Below are 14,572 nucleotides of genomic sequence, written 5' to 3'. Positions count from 1 at the left end.
GCGATGGACGTCCCGGGGAGCCTCGCGCGCGGCGTCGCGCCCGCCGCGCCGGGCACGCTGCACGCCCGCAGCGTCAACGGCGGCGTGGCGATGCCGCCGAGGCCCGGCCTGACCGTGCGGTTCGGCCGGGGCGAGCGGCCCGATGTGGACCTGTGCGTCGGCGAGGACGACCTGTGGGTGAGCCGCCGCCACGGCGAGCTGACCTACCGCGAGCACCGCTGGTGGCTGCGCAACACCGGCCGGCAGCTCCTGCGCCTCCCCCGGGGCCGGCTGATGCACGCGACGACGGAGGCGATCCCGCTGACGCCGGGGTACACGCCGGTGTTCGTGCGCGGGTCCGGCTTCCGCGAGCACCTGGTGGAGCTGTACGTCACGGGCCATGACGCGGATCGGGCGCCGCGCCGGCGGGCGGAGACCCAGCCGCCGCGCAGGTGGCCGCTGGACGACGACGAGCGGCTGCTGCTGGTGGTGCTGGGCCGGCGGTACCTGCTCTACGAGGAGGGGCCGCGCCCCCTGTCGTACCGGCAGGCGGCCGAAGAGCTCGCCTGCTTGCGGCCGGACGGCGACTGGCGGGAGCGCAGGATCGAGAACCGGATCGAGGCCGTGCGCCGCCGCCTGGACGCGGCCGGTTTCCCGTACCCGCTGACCCACGACAAGGCGGCGGGCGGCCCGTCGGACAACCTCCTGCACAACCTGCTGCGCGGCCTGGTGGAGTCGACGACGCTGGTGCCCCCGGACCTCGACCTGCTGGAGGACGACCCCGGCGGGCCCGTGGGATGACGGGTCGCGTCACGGCTCGCGCAGCATGAAGCCCGCCCCGCGCACGGTGTGCAGCATGCGCGGGTGGCCGGACGCCTCCAGCTTGCGGCGCAGGGAGCCCGCGAGCGGGTCGAGCGGGCCGGTGCCGATCTCGAAGTCGTACCCCCAGACGCGTTCCAGGAGCAGCGTGCGGGACATGGGGATGCCGGCGTTGCGGGCCAGCACCTCCAGCAGGTCGAACTCGCGCCGCGTCACCTCGACCTCCGCGCCGCCGAGGGTGACCCTCCGGGTGGCCGGGTCGACGGTGAGCGGGCCGACCGTGACCGCGGTGCGGGCGGCGGCATGGGGCGCGACGTGGCGCAGGAGTGCGCGCAGGCGCCGGGCCAGCTCGTACAGGTCGAACGGTTTGAGCACGCAGTCGTCGGCGCCCGCCGCGAGCGCGGCCGCCCGGCCCTCCACGTCGTCCCGCTCCGCCAGCGTCAGGACGGGCATCCGCGTGCCCGCCGCCCTGATCCGCGCGCACACCTCGACGCCCGACATGCCGGGCAGCGTGACGTCGAGGACGATCGCGTCGGGCGGGGCCTTGTCCACGCGGTCGAGCGCGAGCGGCCCCGCGTCGACGGTGTCCACGGCGAAGCCCTCCAGCCGCAGGCCTCGCCACAGCGCCCGCAGGATCGCCCAGTCGTCGTCCACGGCGAGGATGCGGTAAGCGGTCATGGGCGGGCTCCGGTCAGCGGGGGTCGCGGCGCAGGGGGTGGCCGGCCGGGACCTCGACCAGGACGATGCGGTGGCCGTCGGGGTCGGCGATCCACGCCTCGATCAGCCCCCACGGCTCCTCGCGGGCCTCGCGCAGCACGGTGACGCCCGCCTCGCGCAGCCGCTTCTCCTCCTGCGCCACGTCGCGCACCTGCAGCCAGAGCCGCATGCCCGGCCCGCCCGCCTCCTCCGAGGACCCGGACAGCTCCAGGAAGCCCTGGCCCAGGAAGAAGACCACGCCGGGATGCTCGGGCGGGCCGAACTCGCGGTAGACGGCCAGCCCGAGGGTGTCGGCGTAGAAACGGCGGCTGCGCGTGGGGTCACGGGGACGCAACAGCACGCGACTGCTCAGCACCTCCATGCCGAACCTGTTCCCCGCGCCGGGCCGGGGAAGCCCCCGGATCGGGAAAGCCCGGGATCCGGGAGATCACCCGCCCCCGGCGGGGCCCGCGTCACACCACGGCGCCCGAGCCCCTCGGTTCCCTCGCGGGCCGGCGGGGCTTGGCCGGCTCGGGGGCCGGGCGGCGGTCGAAGCGGCCGAGCAGGATCGCCGCCGGGCCGGCCACGAACGCGGACGACAGCGTGCCCGTCACGATCCCGGTCACCAGCGCGATCGCGAAGTCCCGCAGCGAGTCGCCGCCGAAGGCCATGAGCGCGAGCAGGATGAACAGCGCGCCGAGCCCGGTGTTCACGGTGCGCGGCATGGTCTGCAGGACGGCGCCGTTCACCGCCAGCGCCAGCGGCTCGCGGCGGCGGGCCGCCCACAGCTCCCTGACCCGGTCGAACACCACCACCTTGTCGTTGACCGAGTACCCGACGACGGTCAGCATGGCGGCCAGGAACACGCCGTCGATCGGCTTGCCCAGCCAGGCGAACAGGCCCGCCACCACGGTCACGTCCACCAGCAGTGCCAGCACGGCCGCCGTGCCGAACGTCCAGCGGAACCTGACCGCCAGGTAGGCGAGCTGCAGGGCCACGGCCACGCCGAGCGCGACGAGCGCGTTGCGGCGCAGCTCCTCGCCCAGGCTGGGGCCGATGAACTCCTCGCTGCGCTTGGTCACCTCGCCGCCGTGGGCCTCCAGCGCCTGCTCGATCCTGGCCACCTCGTCGAGGCCGAGCCGTGCGGCGCGGACCGACACGCCGTCGTCGCCCGCCTGCACCACGGCCGCGGGGAACCCGGCCCGCGCGACCGCCTCCCCCGCCGCCTCGGCCGGGATGGGCTTGCTGGTGGCGAACTCGACGAGCCGGCCGCCGGTGAACTCGACGCCGAAGTTCAGCCCGCGCGCCACGAGCCCGGCGACGGCCAGCGCCGCCAGCCCGCCCGCGATCGCCAGCCACAGCTTCGGGCGCCGCATGAGCCGCGGGTTCCTGCGCGTCAGCCACGTACGGACGGAGCCGGCCGAGCCGAGCCCGGACAGGCGCGGCCCGACGCGGCCCATCACGGCCTGGGTGAGCACGCGGGTGATGAGCATGGCCGACACGAGCGAGGCCAGCACCCCGACGGCCAGCGTCACGCCGAACCCCTTGACCGGGCCGGACGCCAGCCAGAACAGTAGCCCGGCGGCGATCAGGGTGGTCACGTTGGAGTCGGCGATGGCGCTCCAGGCGTTCCTGAAGCCCCGGTCGAGCGCCCTGCGCAGCCCGCGGCCGGGCGCCTGCTGGTACTCCTCCCTGGCCCGCTCGAAGACGAGCACGTTCGCGTCGATGGCCATGCCGATGGCCAGCACGAACCCGGCCAGGCCCGGCAGCGTGAACGTGGCGCCCATCGCGACCAGCGCCGCGTACGAGATGAGCCCGTAGCAGAGCAGGGCGGCCACGGACAGCAGCCCCGCCAGGCGGTAGACGGCCACGATGAACGCGGCGGTCAGGACCAGCCCGGCGATCGCGGCCTGGGCGCTGGCCTCGATGGCGGCGGCACCGAGCGTCGGGCCGACCGTGCGCTGCTCGACCAGGTCGAGCGGGACGGGCAGCGCGCCGCCCTTGATGAGCACGGCCAGGTCGCGCGCCTCCTCGTGGGTGAAGGAGCCGGTGATCTCGGCGCTGCCGCCGGGGATGCCGGTGCGGCACGGGATGGACGGGTCGAGCGGCGGCGAGGAGATGATCTCCCGGTCGAGCACGATGGCGATGCGGCGCGCCGGGTCGCCCTGCGGCTTGCAGGCCGCTTCTCCGGTGAGCCGCCGCCACGGCTCCTGCTCGCGGAAGTCGAGGCTGACCCACCAGCCGGGGCCGCGCTGGGGGTCGCTCTGCTCGGTGGCGTCGCTCACCCCGTCGCCGGTGATGGCGGCGGGCCCGAGCTTGAGCGGCACGCCGCTCTCGTCGGGTATCGCCGTCTTGTCGCCGGGCTCGGCGGCGCCGAGCACGGGGTGGAAGGCGAGCTGCGCGGTGCGGCCGATCACCTCGGCGGCCTGCCTCGGGTCGAGCACGCCCGGCAGCTCGACGATGATGCGCCGCTCGCCGGAGCGGACCAGGGTGGGATCGACGACGCCGAGCGCGTCGGCCCGCTGCCGCAGCACGTTGAGCGCGCGGTCGGTGGCGGCGGCGTCGGCCCGGACGGTGGGGGTGCTCCTCGCCTCGAAGACGAGCTGGGTGCCGCCGCGCAGGTCCAGGCCCAGGCGGGGCGCGGCGGCGAGAGTGACGATCAAGGAGATCACGATGACGGCAGCCGCCGTCACCGCACGCCAGAACGGCGCACGGAACATGGAAGCCTCCACAGGCTTGCAAGATCAGGAAAAAGGGATCTTCAGTGCCCTGTGGAGGGAGGGGCCCGCGCGCCCGACGCCCGGGGCCGGCGGGCCTGCGGGACGTCGAGGGAGGCCGGAGGGACGACGACGGCCCACGCCGGGCGTGCGCCGGACGGCTCGGCCGCGAGCGCCGCGGCCGTGCCTCCCGTGCCCCCGGTGCCCGCCGCGCCCGTCTGCCCGTGCCAGGCGCGCAGGTCGGGGCCCGGGTACGGGAGCTGCCGCGCCCCCGACTGCTGCTGCTCGGCCCGCCAGACCGCGGCGTGCACGGCGGCCGCCTGCTGGGCGGCCTGCGCGTGGGCGGTGGCGGGCAGGAACCACGACAGGAGGAGGAGCAGGACGGCGGGCAGCCTCGCGCGCATGTCACCCCTCCCCTGACCGACCACCCACCCTAGCGGGCCGTGGCCGGGCGCGCCCCTACGACTTGAGCCCGTAGGTCAGGACGATGATGCCCGACGTGAAGCGGGTCGAGTCCAGCAGCTCGAAGTGGGTGAGGTCGAGGCCGTCGAGCAGCCGGTCGCCGCCGCCGGCCACCACCGGGAACATCCACAGGTGCAGCTCGTCGATCAGCTTGTGCTCGATCAGCGTGCGGTCGAGCACGCCGCTGCCGTACTTGAGGATGCTCTGCCCCGGCTGCCGCTTCAGCTCCGCCACGGCGGTGGCCACGTCGCCCTCGATCAGGTTGCCGTTCCACGCGGTGGCCTCCTTCAGCGTGGTGGAGGCGACGTACTTGGGCAGGCCGTTGATCCGGTCGGTGTACTCGTCGCCGGAGCGGGCGCCCCACGCCTCGGCGAAGCCCTCGTACGTCTCGCGGCCCAGCAGCAGCGCGTCGGCGCCGAACAGCAGCTTCGCCGAGTAGGCGTTGTGCTCGGCGTCCCAGTACGGCGGGCCCCAGACGTGCGGGTCGCTGATGACGCCGTCCAGCGTGACGAAGGTGGATTCGACGAGCTTCCTCATCGTGTGCTCCTCAGGTCGTTCCTCGTGGTCGATGGGTAGAGCATGGCGACGGCCGCTTACCGAATCCTGCCGATATTCTTACGGCGCCTTCCCTACGGTCGCTCCGCGAGGAACACGAACTCCTTGCCGGGCCGGTCGGGGGCGTCCCTGACCTCGCGCACGACGTAGCCGCTCGCCTCCAGGTCCGCCTCGACCTCGGCGCGCTCGCGGAAGCGCAGCGTGGAGTGCGAGGTCAGCACCTCGCCGTCGGAGGCGAAGACGACGGTCGTCCGGAAGGTCACCAGCGGCCCGCTGACGTCGGTCACGTCGTGCCACTGCTCGACCCTGCCCACGCCCGGGACGTCGGTGACCTGGTGGGTCTGCTCCTTGGTCCAGCCGAGCCACGCCCGCCTGGCCGGGTCGCGGGTCTCGAACACCAGGTGCCCGCCGGGCCGCAGCGCCGCGCGCACGGCCGCCAGCGTGGCCCGCCAGTCGTCCGGCTCGACGATGGCCTGGGCGGCGTTGCCCGTGATCGTGGCGAGGTCGGCGGCCAGCGGCGGCACGTCGGTGGCGTAGCCGTGGATCCAGCGCACCCGCTCGGCGCCCGGCTTGGCCCTGGCCACGTCGAGCGACGCCCCGGCCGGGTCCACGCCCGTCACCTCGATGCCCCGGCCGGCCAGCAGCAGCGCGAACGTGCCCGTGCCGCAGCCGACGTCGAGGACGCGGTGGGCGCCCAGCTCCTCGGCGATGGCGGCGTAGACGTCGAGGTCGCTCCGGTCGGGGTCCAGGGGGTCGTACACGGCGGCCAGCCGTGGATGCTCGAAGATCGCGTCAGCCATGCGGCCACGATAAAGGGATTTCGCGGACACGAAGGGCGGCTATCCTCGTTCGATGCTCTTCACGATCACCCACGCCCGCCTCACCACCCGTTCCGCCGCGCCGGGCGCGGCCCGGTGAGCGCCGCCGTCCACGCCTACCTCAGGGCGGCGGCCGGGCCCGGCGCGGTGCGGTCCGGGCCGTTCCTCATCAGGTTCGACGCGCACGACGACGCCCGCCCGTTCAACTACGCGGTGCCCGACGACGGCGCCTCGCCCACACCGGGCGACGTCGCGGCGCTGGTGGCGGCCTTCCGGGAGCGGGCGCGGGTGCCCCGGCTGGAGTACGTGCCGCAGACCTCGCCGGAGGTGGAGGCCGCCCTGCTGGCCGCCGGGTTCGTCCCCGAGGGGCGTTACCCGCTGCTCGTGTGCCCGCCCGCCGAGGTGGTGGACGTGCCCGTCCCGCCTGACGTGCGGGTGCGGCTCGTGAGCGACGACCCCGGCCTGTGGGCGGTGGCGCGGGTGATGAACGAGGCGTTCGGCGCGCCGGAGGCCACCGAGCACGACGTGGCGCGGCTGCGCAACGTCCTGGACGGCGGCGGGCTGGTGGCCGCCGCCTCCGTCTCCGGCCAGGTCGTGGGCGGCGGGCAGCTCGGCCGGCCGCACGAAGGGGTGGCCGAGGTGGCCGGCATCGCGGTGGCGCCGGCGTACCGGCGGCGCGGCATCGCGGGCGCGGTCACCGCGCTGCTGACCCGCGAGGGGGCCGGGGCCGGGGTCGGCACGCCGTTCCTCACCCCGGCCGACGACGCGGCGGCGCGCGTGTACGCCCGCACCGGGTACCGCCGGGTGGGCGAGGCCCTGCACATCTCGCTCCCCTGACCCACCGCCCCTGCTAGGTGGCGCCGTTCCCGGGCGGGGCGTGCCTCGACACCCAGACCGCGAGCTGCGTGCGGTCGCGCAGGCCGAGCTTGCGCAGGCAGCTCGAAATGTGGTTCTTGGCCGTGCCCTCCGTGATGTGCAGCCGCCGCGCGATCTCCCGGTTGGCCGCCCCGGCGCCGATGAGCAGCGCGATCTCGTACTCGCGTTCCGACAGCCCGCCCGGCGGCTCCTGGAGGGGCCGTGCGATCGAGGGGGCGGCCGAGGGGGCGGGCGCGGCGCGCAGCAGGGCGACGAGCCGCTCGCTGGCCGCCCCGCCGAGCACGGTCTCGCCGCGCGCGGCCCGGCGGATCGCGGCGACCAGCTCGTCCGGCGGGGTGTCCTTCAGCAGGTAGCCCTTCGCGCCGGCGCGCAGGCCGCCGAAGATGTAGTCCTCGTCGTCGAACGTGGTCAGGATGACCGGCGCCAGCCCGGGGAACTCGGCGCGCAGCCGGGCCACCAGCTCCACGCCGTCCATGCCGGGCATGCGGGCGTCGACGAGCACGACCTGCGGCCGCTCGCCGGCCACGGCCCCGGCGAGCCAGGCCAGCGCCTCCTGGCCGCCGCCGGCGGTGGCGGCGATCTCGATGCCCGGCTCGATCTCCAGGAGCTTGCGCAGGCCCTCCCGCATGAGGATCTGGTCGTCCACCAGCATCACCCGGATCGGCTGCGCGCCGTCGCCCGGCCTCATCCGGCCCGTCCCAGCACCGGCCCCGCGACCGGCCCTCCGACCGGCCCTACGACCGGCACCGTGGCGCGCAGGGTGAAGCCCTGCCCGGCCCCGTCGATCACGTCCAGCTCGCCGCCCACGCCGCGCAGGCGGTCGCGCAGCCCGCGCAGGCCGAAGCCGTTCGCCGTCGTGCCGGGCGCGGCGCCGGTGCCGTCGTCGGAGACCGTCACCTCGACGCGTTCGGCCGTGCAGTCGAGGGCGACCTCGACGTGCCGCGCGCCCGAGTGGCGCACCGCGTTGGTAAGCCCTTCCTGGACGACGCGGTAGCAGACCAGCTCGCGGCCCTCGTCCACGTCGGGCCAGGTGCCGGTGACGGTGAAGGCGACGCCCGTCTCGGCCGAGCCGAACGACTCGGCCAGGGCCCGCAGCGCGTCGGGGCCGGTGCGGCCGTCCATGCGCAGGGGTTTGAGCGCGCGCACCCAGCGGCGGGTGTCGTTCAGCGCCTCCAGGGTGAGCGCCTGGGCCTGGCGCACCTCGTCCCAGGCGGCCTCGGGGCGGGCGGTGCGGTAGCGCTGGGCGTTCTGCAGGCCGACGTTGATGACGGTCAGGTAGTGGCCCACGGAGTCGTGCATGTCGCGGGCGATCCTGGCGCGCTCCTCGGCGATGGCCAGCTCGCGGGAGCGGGCCGCGTACCCGGCCAGCTCGGCGTGGGCCTGTTCGAGGTCGGCGAGCAGGCGGCGGGTCTCCTCGGCGCGCCGGCTGGAGTCGAACATGGCGACCGCGCCCAGCAGCAGCACCAGGCAGAGGAAGATCATGATCAGGCCGTTCATGGCGGCTTCGAACAGGGTCTGGACGGGGTTGAGCGCGCCGATCACGAAGCCGAGCAGGCCGGCGATGCCGGTGTAGGCCAGCGCGCCGCGCAGCCCGAGCACGAGCAGCGCGTTGCTGACCGCCAGGCCGACGATCAGCAGGCCCGCGACCCCTCCTGACAGCATGAGCGGCAGCGTCAGGGCCAGGAACGCCACCGTCACCGCCTTGCGGCCCGGCGAGGCCCCCGGCTGCCAGGGCAGGAACCGCCACAGCACGGCCGCGGGCAGCAGGGCGGCGGCGCCGGCGTAGAAGAGCACGGCGAACAGCGGCCAGCTCCACAGCTCGGCGCGTTCGATGGAGGTGAAGGAGAACCCGTAGATCGTCGCGGCGATCGTGGCCGCCGCCCAGAAGAACACGCTGAACACCAGGGGCGGCCGGTCGTCCGTGAAGCGCACCCAGCCGTTCAGGTCCCGGAACGATCGCGCCTGCCGCATATGCGGAGCATAACCATCCACCGCCCGCCTGGCAGGGTGCCAAAAGTCATGTGACGCCGGTCATGGCGGGACATGACATGACATGACCCGCGCCGGATATCCGTCCCGACCTTCGCGATCTACGCTCACAGCACGGTAGTCGGCGAGGCGAGGAGAGGAGGCGGTCATGGCGGTGACGGAGCGGCGAGCGGGTGGCGTGCCGTGGGCGGGGGTCGTGGTGACGGCGCTGAGCCTGGCCGCGACGGTCGCGATCTCCTTCGCGGTCTACGACTCGCTGCCGGAGCTGGTGACGACGCGGGAGCCCCGGCCCGGACGGATGGGCAGCCAGGTGCCGAGGATCGTGCTGGTGGCCGCGGTTCCGCTGACGCTGGTGCTGCTCGGCACGCTCATGGTCGGCCGCGCCCTGGTCGCCGACCGGCTGCGCCGCCTGGTGCCCGCGGCGCTCGTGCCCCGGCGCCGGTCGGCCGATCTGTTCCTGGTGGTGCTGCCGCCGTTCTTCGCCGTCGTCCACGGCGGCGTGCTGCTGCGGACCGCCGGTCACGCCTTCCCGCTGGAGGTGACCGTCGCCGTGGCGTTCGGGCTGCTGATCGCGGGGCTGAGCCGGGCACGCCCGCTGCTGGACCCGCTGCGGTTCGTCCCTGGCGTGGAGCAGGCGCGCCGGCTCGGCGGGCACGGCCTGGTGGCGGTGGGCGGCTGCTGCGCGGTCGGGGCGTTCTTCCTGCCGCCGATGTTCGTGGCAGTGGCGGCCGCGTTCGCGGCCGGGGCGATCTCCCTGCTCATGGTGCTCGTGCCGCTGTCCAGGCTGCGGTCATGACGGGCTCAGGCCCCCCGATTCCCGGACGAACGGCATAAATGGGTCCTCTCGGCGCGCAATACGCCGTTTACGCTGACGACAGCACTCGTTCATCGAACGCTTCACATGGACCCCCGGTCTATGCCCTTGTCCCGAGGGGAGCACCATGACCGAGCTCGACCGTCGTTCCTTCCTCGGCCGCGGCCTGGCCACCACCGGCGGGGTGCTGGCCAGCGGCCTGGCCATCGAGACCCTGACCGCGCACGCCGCCTGGGCGGGCGCGGGCCGCCCCGCCGCCGACCCGCGCGAGAGCGGCTACGGCCCCCTGCGCCGCATGCCCGCCAGGAACACCGGCGAGGAGTACCTCGCCCTCCCGGCGGGCTTCTCGTACGTCGTGCTGAGCAAGAGCGGCATGCCCATGACGGACGGCGTCGCCACTCCCATCGCCCACGACGGCATGGCCGCCTTCCCGGGCACCCGCCGCCACACCGTCCGCCTCATCCGCAACCACGAGGTGCGCACCACCCCCGGCTCCCCCGTCGGCCGCGTGTACGTCGAAGGCTCGCGGCGCTACGACGAGCTGGGCGTCGGCGGCACCACCACGCTGGAGGTCGACCTGCGCGGCGGCGCGGTGCTGCGGCACTTTGTCAGCCTCAACGGCACGATCGTCAACTGCGCGGGCGGCCGCATGCTGCACGACCGCGGCTGGCTGACCTGCGAGGAGACGACCGCCGGCCCGGCGCAGGGCTGGCAGCGCAAACACGGCTACATCTTCGCGGTGCCGCTCGACGGCCCCGCGCCCGGCAATCCCGCCCCCTCCCAGCCGCTGACGGCGATGGGCCGCTTCTCGCACGAGGCGGTCGCGGTGGACCCGCGCACGGGATACGTCTACGAGACCGAGGACCAGTCGGGCACGCCCGACGGCTTCTACCGCTTCCGCCCCAGCGACCCGCGCGACCTGGCGAAGGGCGGCGTGCTGGAGATGCTCAAGATCAGGGGGGTGGACGGCTACGACTGCCGCGAGGGCCAGACCATGGGCGCCCGCCTGCCCGTCGAATGGGTCCGCATCGACGACCCCGACCCCGACCTCGAGAACGGCGCCACCACCTGCACCGGGCAGGGCCTGGCCAAGGGCGGCGCCAAGTTCAACCGCCTCGAAGGCTGCTGGTACGGCGACGGCAGCGTCTTCTTCAACTCCACCAGCGGCGGCGACGCCAAGAACGGCGACCCGCCGAACGCCGACGGCTACCTGGAGGGTTACGGCCAGGTCTGGCAGTACGTCCCCGGCCGCCGCGACGGCGGCACGCTCGTGCTGGTCTACGAGTCGCCCGGCCGCAAGGAGCTCGACTCGCCCGACAACCTGACGTTCACGCCGCGCGGCGGCATCGTGCTCTGCGAGGACGATGCCAGTTCCGCCGACGCCGACCCGCACCCGCTGGCCCCCGGCCTGACCAACGTGAACCGGCTGATCGGGCTCGACCCGCGCAGGGGGCAGCCGTTCGAGTTCGCGGTCAACATCGCCGACGAGTGCGAGTTCGCCGGGGCGTGCTTCAGCCCGGACGGCTCGGTCCTGTTCGTCAACAACTTCGGCGACTCCGTCTCGCTGGACCCGCCGGGCCGCACGTACGCGATCCGCGGCCCCTGGCACCGCGGCCCGCTCTGACGAGCCCTGGAAGGGCGGCTAACATCACACCGAGCGAGCTTTTTGTGGCGGCAAGTGTCACAACTGCCCACTTGCGTGGGAGTACGGGCAGGGGCGGACACTCGTAAGGAACACACACGCTCCTTACCCGGCCGGGGGTGATTCCCTGTGCACGACGGGTTCGAATCCCGTGAGTCATGGCCTTTCGAGTGCCTGCGCTGTCTCTACGTATGGGAGGAGGACTACGTCGTCCGTCACCTGACCGACGACCACGGCAACGAGACGGAGATCTGGCTCGCCTCCGGGGTGCCCGTCCAGCCACCCTGGTCCGGGCTGAGCTGCCCGGCGTGCGGCGCCTACCATCTCACGTCCTTCCCCGCCGGCTACCTGGCCCGCCACCCCGAGCTGGCGGCGGCCCCCGACCCGGTGCCGCTGGCCAAGGTGCCGGTCATCCCCATCAAGGACATCGCGCCGCCGGTCGCCCGGCCGCCGCTGCCGCGCCGCCTGCTGATCGCGGTCGGGCTGCCGGTGGTCGCGTTCGTCGGGTACGAGCTGTACACGTACATGGCGCCCATCGCCCATCACCACTAGCTCGCCCGGCGGGGAGGCCGCGCACGGCTCACAGGCGGCGCAAGCTTCGCAGGGGTGAGGCGGCGCCGATGGCGGTGCCCGCGAGCATCACGCACGAGGTGACGACCAGGGTGGCCCGGAGCCCCAGCGCCGCGGCTGCGGCGCCGCCCGCCAGCGCGCCCAGCGACTGCCCGCCGTACGCGAGGAAGCGCCAGGTCGCGTTGGCGCGCGACAGCAGCTCGGCCGGGATCAGCGCCTGGCGGAACGTCTGCTGGTTGACGCCGTACAGCGAGGGGCCCGCGCCCCGCAACAGCTGGGCGAGCACCACGACGGCCACGACCAGCGCGAACGGGCCGGCCGCCGCGGCCAGCAGCCGCTCACGCGGGACGAGTTGCGGCGTGAACGACTGCGCGGCCACCGACTCGACCAACGCCGCCGTCCCCGCCAGCGTCACCACCACGTACAGGTGCCACATCCGCAGCCCGCCGAACACGGCCAGCACCGGCACCGCGCCGAGCAGCCCCACCCGCACCGCGTCGGCCACCACGACCGCGCGGCGGTACGGCACCCGGTCGATCCACACGCCGGCGGGCAGGCCGAGGAGCAGGTGCGGCAGCAGGCCGAGGGCACCGAGCACGCCCATCTCGGTGGCGGAGGCACCGAGATGGACGACGGCGGTCAGGGGCAGCGCGACCGTGGTGACACTGGATCCGAGCAGCGAGACGGTGTTGCCCGCGAGAAGCCGGCGAAAGTCCGCATGCCGCACCAGCACGGCCCAGGGACTGGACGCGGCACCGCCCTCGCCGGGCGCGCCGCCGCCGGTGCCCTCAGCGGCCCTGGCAGCATCCCCGGCTGCGGCCTCGCCGGGCGCGGCGCCTCCGGCTGTGGCCGCCCTGGGTGCGGTGTCCCGGGGGGCTGCGGATTGCTCGGGGCCCGGCTCGGGGTCGCTGCCTCGGGTCATGCGGCACGCTAACCCGGGCCTCACACCCCCGCAAATCGCGGGGCGGGAGGTCAGGGGGACAGGGCGAGGGCGGCGATGTCCACGTGGAGGTCGGCGCGGTGGCGGGTGGCGCGGATGGCGGCGGCGTTGGGCTCGTCCACGGTCGCGACCCAGCGCTCCGCCTGCTCCGGGCTCTTGCCGAACCGGACGTGCCGCCGCGTGAGGCGCTCCAGGCGGACGTGGTCGTCGAGGTCGGCGTACCAGACCTCGGTCATGGCCGTGCGCACCTGCCGCCACGGGTCCTCGTCGTGCAGCAGGTAGTTGCCCTCGCTGACGACGACCCGGGCCTGCGGCGGCACCGCGATGGCGCCGGCGATCGGCTGCTCGATGTCGCGGTCGAAGGACGGCGCGTACACGACGGTGCCGGTCTCGGTGTGCAGGCGGCGCAGCAGGGCGAGGTAGCCGTGGCCGTCGAAGGTGTCGATGGCGCCCTTGCGGCCGAGCCGGCCGAGGCGTTCGAGGGCGACGTCGGCCAGGTGGAAGCCGTCCATCGGCACCCAGACGGCGGGCAGCCCGGCGGCGGTGAGCGCGGCGGCGAGCCGGCCCGCCAGCGTCGACTTGCCCGCGCCGGGGCAGCCGGCGATCCCGACCACCACGCGCTCACCTGCGGCGGCCAGCCCGCGCACGCGCTCGACCAGCCCCTCCATCCCGCTCACCGGCCACCCCACTGATCCACACGAGCACCCTAGCGGCGTACCGGCCAACGGCGTGCCGGCCACCCCCGGACCACCGCCCGGGGCCCGCGCGCCACCACTCGCGGGACGTGTGTCACCACCGGCGGCACGCGGGTCACCAGGTGACGGGTAGCTCGTAGACGCCGTAGACCTGGCCGTCGTGCTTGAAGGGGATGCGGTCGAGGTCGGTGGCCAGGGTGAGGGTGGGGATGCGCTTGTGGAGGGTGCCGTACACGACCTGCAGCTCCATCCGGGCGAGCGGCTGGCCGAGGCACTGGTGGACGCCGAAGCCGAAGGCGACGTGGCGGCGGGCGTCGCGGCGCAGGTCCAGCTCGTCGGGGTCGGGGAAGACGGCGGGGTCGCGGTTGGCGATGTCGTTGGCCATGATGAGGCCTTCGCCGGCGCGGATGACCTGGCCGGCGATCTCGATGTCGGCCAGGGCCACGCGGCGGCGTCCGCTGTGGGTGATGTTGAGGTAGCGCAGCAGCTCTTCGACGGCGCCCGCGATCAGCTTGGGGTCGTCGCTCTCGCGCAGGAGGGCGCTTTCTGCTCGGCGTACGTGGTGACGAGCCAGGGTGTGCTGCCGTCCCACAGCCGGACTCTGGTGAGCGGCCCGTCCTGTTGCAGGGCCTGGATGCGCGGCGGCGGGTCGAACGGGCACGTCGCCGCTCTCACGCCTGGGAACTCGGGCAGTGTCTCGGTCATGCGTCCTCGCTGATCCCGATGCCGGTCCCGGTGCTGATCTCGATCGCGCCCGCCGGGCAGACGGCGGCGGCCTCGCGGACCCGCGCGTGCTCGGTCTCGGCCGGCTCGGCGTTCAGGAGGAGCACGATGCCGTCGTCCTCACGCTGGTCGAACACCTCGGGCGCGAGCAGCACGCAGTTGCCGGCGCCGCAACATCTGTCCTCGTCAACGGTGACCTTCACAGGCTCACTCAACCAGCCTGACCATCGTAAGCCAAGCGACTGATTTAAATTTTGCCCCGAACAAGGCGGCGCGC

The 14,572-nt window shown here is 74.2% G+C and carries 17 protein-coding genes; 5 read left to right on the top strand and 12 right to left on the bottom strand.

Annotation, left to right across the window (positions count from 1 at the left end; all coding sequences use genetic code 11):
• Positions 1-3: 3 nt before the first annotated feature.
• A complete protein-coding gene (locus HCN51_RS48945; protein ID WP_168019159.1) occupies positions 4-780 on the top strand; it encodes an FHA domain-containing protein in 777 nt (258 codons plus the stop codon).
• Positions 781-789: 9 nt separating this feature from the next.
• On the opposite strand, the gene HCN51_RS48940 is transcribed toward HCN51_RS48945, so the two are convergent.
• The 6 genes from HCN51_RS48940 to HCN51_RS48915 form a co-directional block, all read right to left on the bottom strand.
• Positions 790-1,476 carry a response regulator transcription factor gene (locus HCN51_RS48940; protein ID WP_168019157.1) on the bottom strand — a complete coding sequence of 229 codons (687 nt, stop codon included), beginning with the start codon at positions 1,474-1,476 and terminating at the stop codon, positions 790-792.
• Between the two features lie 13 nt (positions 1,477-1,489).
• Positions 1,490-1,876, bottom strand: coding sequence for a VOC family protein (locus tag HCN51_RS48935; protein WP_168019155.1), 387 nt, complete (start codon positions 1,874-1,876; stop codon positions 1,490-1,492).
• A 91-nt stretch (positions 1,877-1,967) separates the two neighbouring features.
• Positions 1,968-4,214, bottom strand: coding sequence for a protein translocase subunit SecD (gene secD, locus HCN51_RS48930; protein WP_168019153.1), 2,247 nt, complete (start codon positions 4,212-4,214; stop codon positions 1,968-1,970).
• Positions 4,215-4,255: 41 nt separating this feature from the next.
• Positions 4,256-4,615 (bottom strand): hypothetical protein, encoded by a 360-nt coding sequence (locus tag HCN51_RS48925; RefSeq protein WP_168019151.1) that lies wholly within the window; start codon positions 4,613-4,615, stop codon positions 4,256-4,258.
• Positions 4,616-4,670: 55 nt separating this feature from the next.
• A complete protein-coding gene (locus tag HCN51_RS48920; RefSeq protein WP_080036764.1) occupies positions 4,671-5,210 on the bottom strand; it encodes a dihydrofolate reductase family protein in 540 nt (179 codons plus the stop codon).
• Between the two features lie 92 nt (positions 5,211-5,302).
• A complete protein-coding gene (locus HCN51_RS48915; RefSeq protein WP_168019149.1) occupies positions 5,303-6,028 on the bottom strand; it encodes a class I SAM-dependent methyltransferase in 726 nt (241 codons plus the stop codon).
• A gap of 114 nt (positions 6,029-6,142) precedes the next feature.
• Between HCN51_RS48915 and HCN51_RS62740 the strand changes: the two genes are divergently transcribed.
• On the top strand, positions 6,143-6,883 hold the full coding sequence (locus HCN51_RS62740) for a GNAT family N-acetyltransferase (protein ID WP_168019147.1): 741 nt from the start codon (positions 6,143-6,145) through the stop codon (positions 6,881-6,883).
• Between the two features lie 13 nt (positions 6,884-6,896).
• Here HCN51_RS62740 and HCN51_RS48905 read toward each other — a convergent pair whose 3' ends face one another.
• Positions 6,897-7,610: a response regulator gene (locus tag HCN51_RS48905; RefSeq protein ID WP_168019145.1), complete on the bottom strand. Its 714-nt coding sequence runs from the start codon at positions 7,608-7,610 to the stop codon at positions 6,897-6,899.
• The gene (locus HCN51_RS48900) at positions 7,607-8,893 is read right to left on the bottom strand and encodes a sensor histidine kinase (RefSeq protein WP_168019143.1); all 1,287 of its coding nucleotides are present in this window, start codon (positions 8,891-8,893) and stop codon (positions 7,607-7,609) included. Before HCN51_RS48900 ends, HCN51_RS48905 begins: the two co-directional genes overlap by 4 nt.
• Before the next feature lie 166 nt (positions 8,894-9,059).
• Here HCN51_RS48900 and HCN51_RS48895 point away from each other — a divergent pair, with 166 nt between their 5' ends.
• The 3 genes from HCN51_RS48895 to HCN51_RS48885 all read left to right on the top strand — a co-directional run bounded on the left by HCN51_RS48895 (position 9,060) and on the right by HCN51_RS48885 (position 11,919).
• Positions 9,060-9,707 (top strand): hypothetical protein, encoded by a 648-nt coding sequence (locus HCN51_RS48895; protein WP_168019141.1) that lies wholly within the window; start codon positions 9,060-9,062, stop codon positions 9,705-9,707.
• A gap of 145 nt (positions 9,708-9,852) precedes the next feature.
• A complete protein-coding gene (locus HCN51_RS48890) occupies positions 9,853-11,349 on the top strand; it encodes a PhoX family protein (RefSeq protein ID WP_168019139.1) in 1,497 nt (498 codons plus the stop codon).
• A 147-nt stretch (positions 11,350-11,496) separates the two neighbouring features.
• Positions 11,497-11,919, top strand: a complete 423-nt coding sequence (locus tag HCN51_RS48885; protein WP_168019137.1) for a hypothetical protein — start codon at positions 11,497-11,499, stop codon at positions 11,917-11,919.
• 28 nt (positions 11,920-11,947) lie between these two features.
• Here the strand turns inward: HCN51_RS48885 and HCN51_RS48880 are convergent, their stop codons facing one another.
• The 4 genes from HCN51_RS48880 to HCN51_RS48865 all read right to left on the bottom strand — a co-directional run bounded on the left by HCN51_RS48880 (position 11,948) and on the right by HCN51_RS48865 (position 14,498).
• On the bottom strand, positions 11,948-12,859 hold the full coding sequence (locus HCN51_RS48880) for an MFS transporter (RefSeq protein ID WP_168019135.1): 912 nt from the start codon (positions 12,857-12,859) through the stop codon (positions 11,948-11,950).
• Positions 12,860-12,909: 50 nt separating this feature from the next.
• A complete protein-coding gene (locus HCN51_RS48875; RefSeq protein WP_168019220.1) occupies positions 12,910-13,545 on the bottom strand; it encodes a nucleoside/nucleotide kinase family protein in 636 nt (211 codons plus the stop codon).
• 142 nt (positions 13,546-13,687) lie between these two features.
• Complete coding sequence (locus tag HCN51_RS48870; RefSeq protein ID WP_346434073.1) at positions 13,688-14,164, bottom strand: cytochrome P450; 477 nt, start codon at positions 14,162-14,164, stop codon at positions 13,688-13,690.
• Positions 14,165-14,273: 109 nt separating this feature from the next.
• Entirely contained in the window at positions 14,274-14,498 is a 225-nt protein-coding gene (locus HCN51_RS48865) for a 4Fe-4S domain-containing protein (protein WP_168019133.1), read from the bottom strand.
• Between the last annotated feature and the right edge of the window lie 74 nt (positions 14,499-14,572).

Origin of the sequence: Nonomuraea composti (assembly GCF_012034275.1) — a bacterium.
Classification (GTDB): domain Bacteria; phylum Actinomycetota; class Actinomycetes; order Streptosporangiales; family Streptosporangiaceae; genus Nonomuraea; species Nonomuraea composti.
Note: the sequence above shows the minus strand (reverse complement) of the source record. Positions and strands in the feature narration are given on the sequence as shown.

Excerpts from the sequence above, each read along its gene's own strand:
- HCN51_RS48895 (WP_168019141.1), top strand. The coding sequence starts at position 9,060 with ATGGCGGTGACGGAGCGGCGAGCGGGTGGCGTGCCGTGGGCGGGGGTC.
- HCN51_RS48890 (WP_168019139.1), top strand. The coding sequence starts at position 9,853 with ATGACCGAGCTCGACCGTCGTTCCTTCCTCGGCCGCGGCCTGGCCACC.
- HCN51_RS48925 (WP_168019151.1), bottom strand. The coding sequence starts at position 4,615 with ATGCGCGCGAGGCTGCCCGCCGTCCTGCTCCTCCTCCTGTCGTGGTTC.
- secD (WP_168019153.1), bottom strand. The coding sequence starts at position 4,214 with ATGTTCCGTGCGCCGTTCTGGCGTGCGGTGACGGCGGCTGCCGTCATC.
- HCN51_RS48905 (WP_168019145.1), bottom strand. The coding sequence starts at position 7,610 with ATGAGGCCGGGCGACGGCGCGCAGCCGATCCGGGTGATGCTGGTGGAC.
- HCN51_RS48915 (WP_168019149.1), bottom strand. The coding sequence starts at position 6,028 with ATGGCTGACGCGATCTTCGAGCATCCACGGCTGGCCGCCGTGTACGAC.
- HCN51_RS48880 (WP_168019135.1), bottom strand. The coding sequence starts at position 12,859 with ATGACCCGAGGCAGCGACCCCGAGCCGGGCCCCGAGCAATCCGCAGCC.
- HCN51_RS48920 (WP_080036764.1), bottom strand. The coding sequence starts at position 5,210 with ATGAGGAAGCTCGTCGAATCCACCTTCGTCACGCTGGACGGCGTCATC.
- HCN51_RS48875 (WP_168019220.1), bottom strand. The coding sequence starts at position 13,545 with ATGGAGGGGCTGGTCGAGCGCGTGCGCGGGCTGGCCGCCGCAGGTGAG.
- HCN51_RS48945 (WP_168019159.1), top strand. The coding sequence starts at position 4 with ATGGACGTCCCGGGGAGCCTCGCGCGCGGCGTCGCGCCCGCCGCGCCG.
- HCN51_RS48940 (WP_168019157.1), bottom strand. The coding sequence starts at position 1,476 with ATGACCGCTTACCGCATCCTCGCCGTGGACGACGACTGGGCGATCCTG.
- HCN51_RS48900 (WP_168019143.1), bottom strand. The coding sequence starts at position 8,893 with ATGCGGCAGGCGCGATCGTTCCGGGACCTGAACGGCTGGGTGCGCTTC.
- HCN51_RS48935 (WP_168019155.1), bottom strand. The coding sequence starts at position 1,876 with ATGGAGGTGCTGAGCAGTCGCGTGCTGTTGCGTCCCCGTGACCCCACG.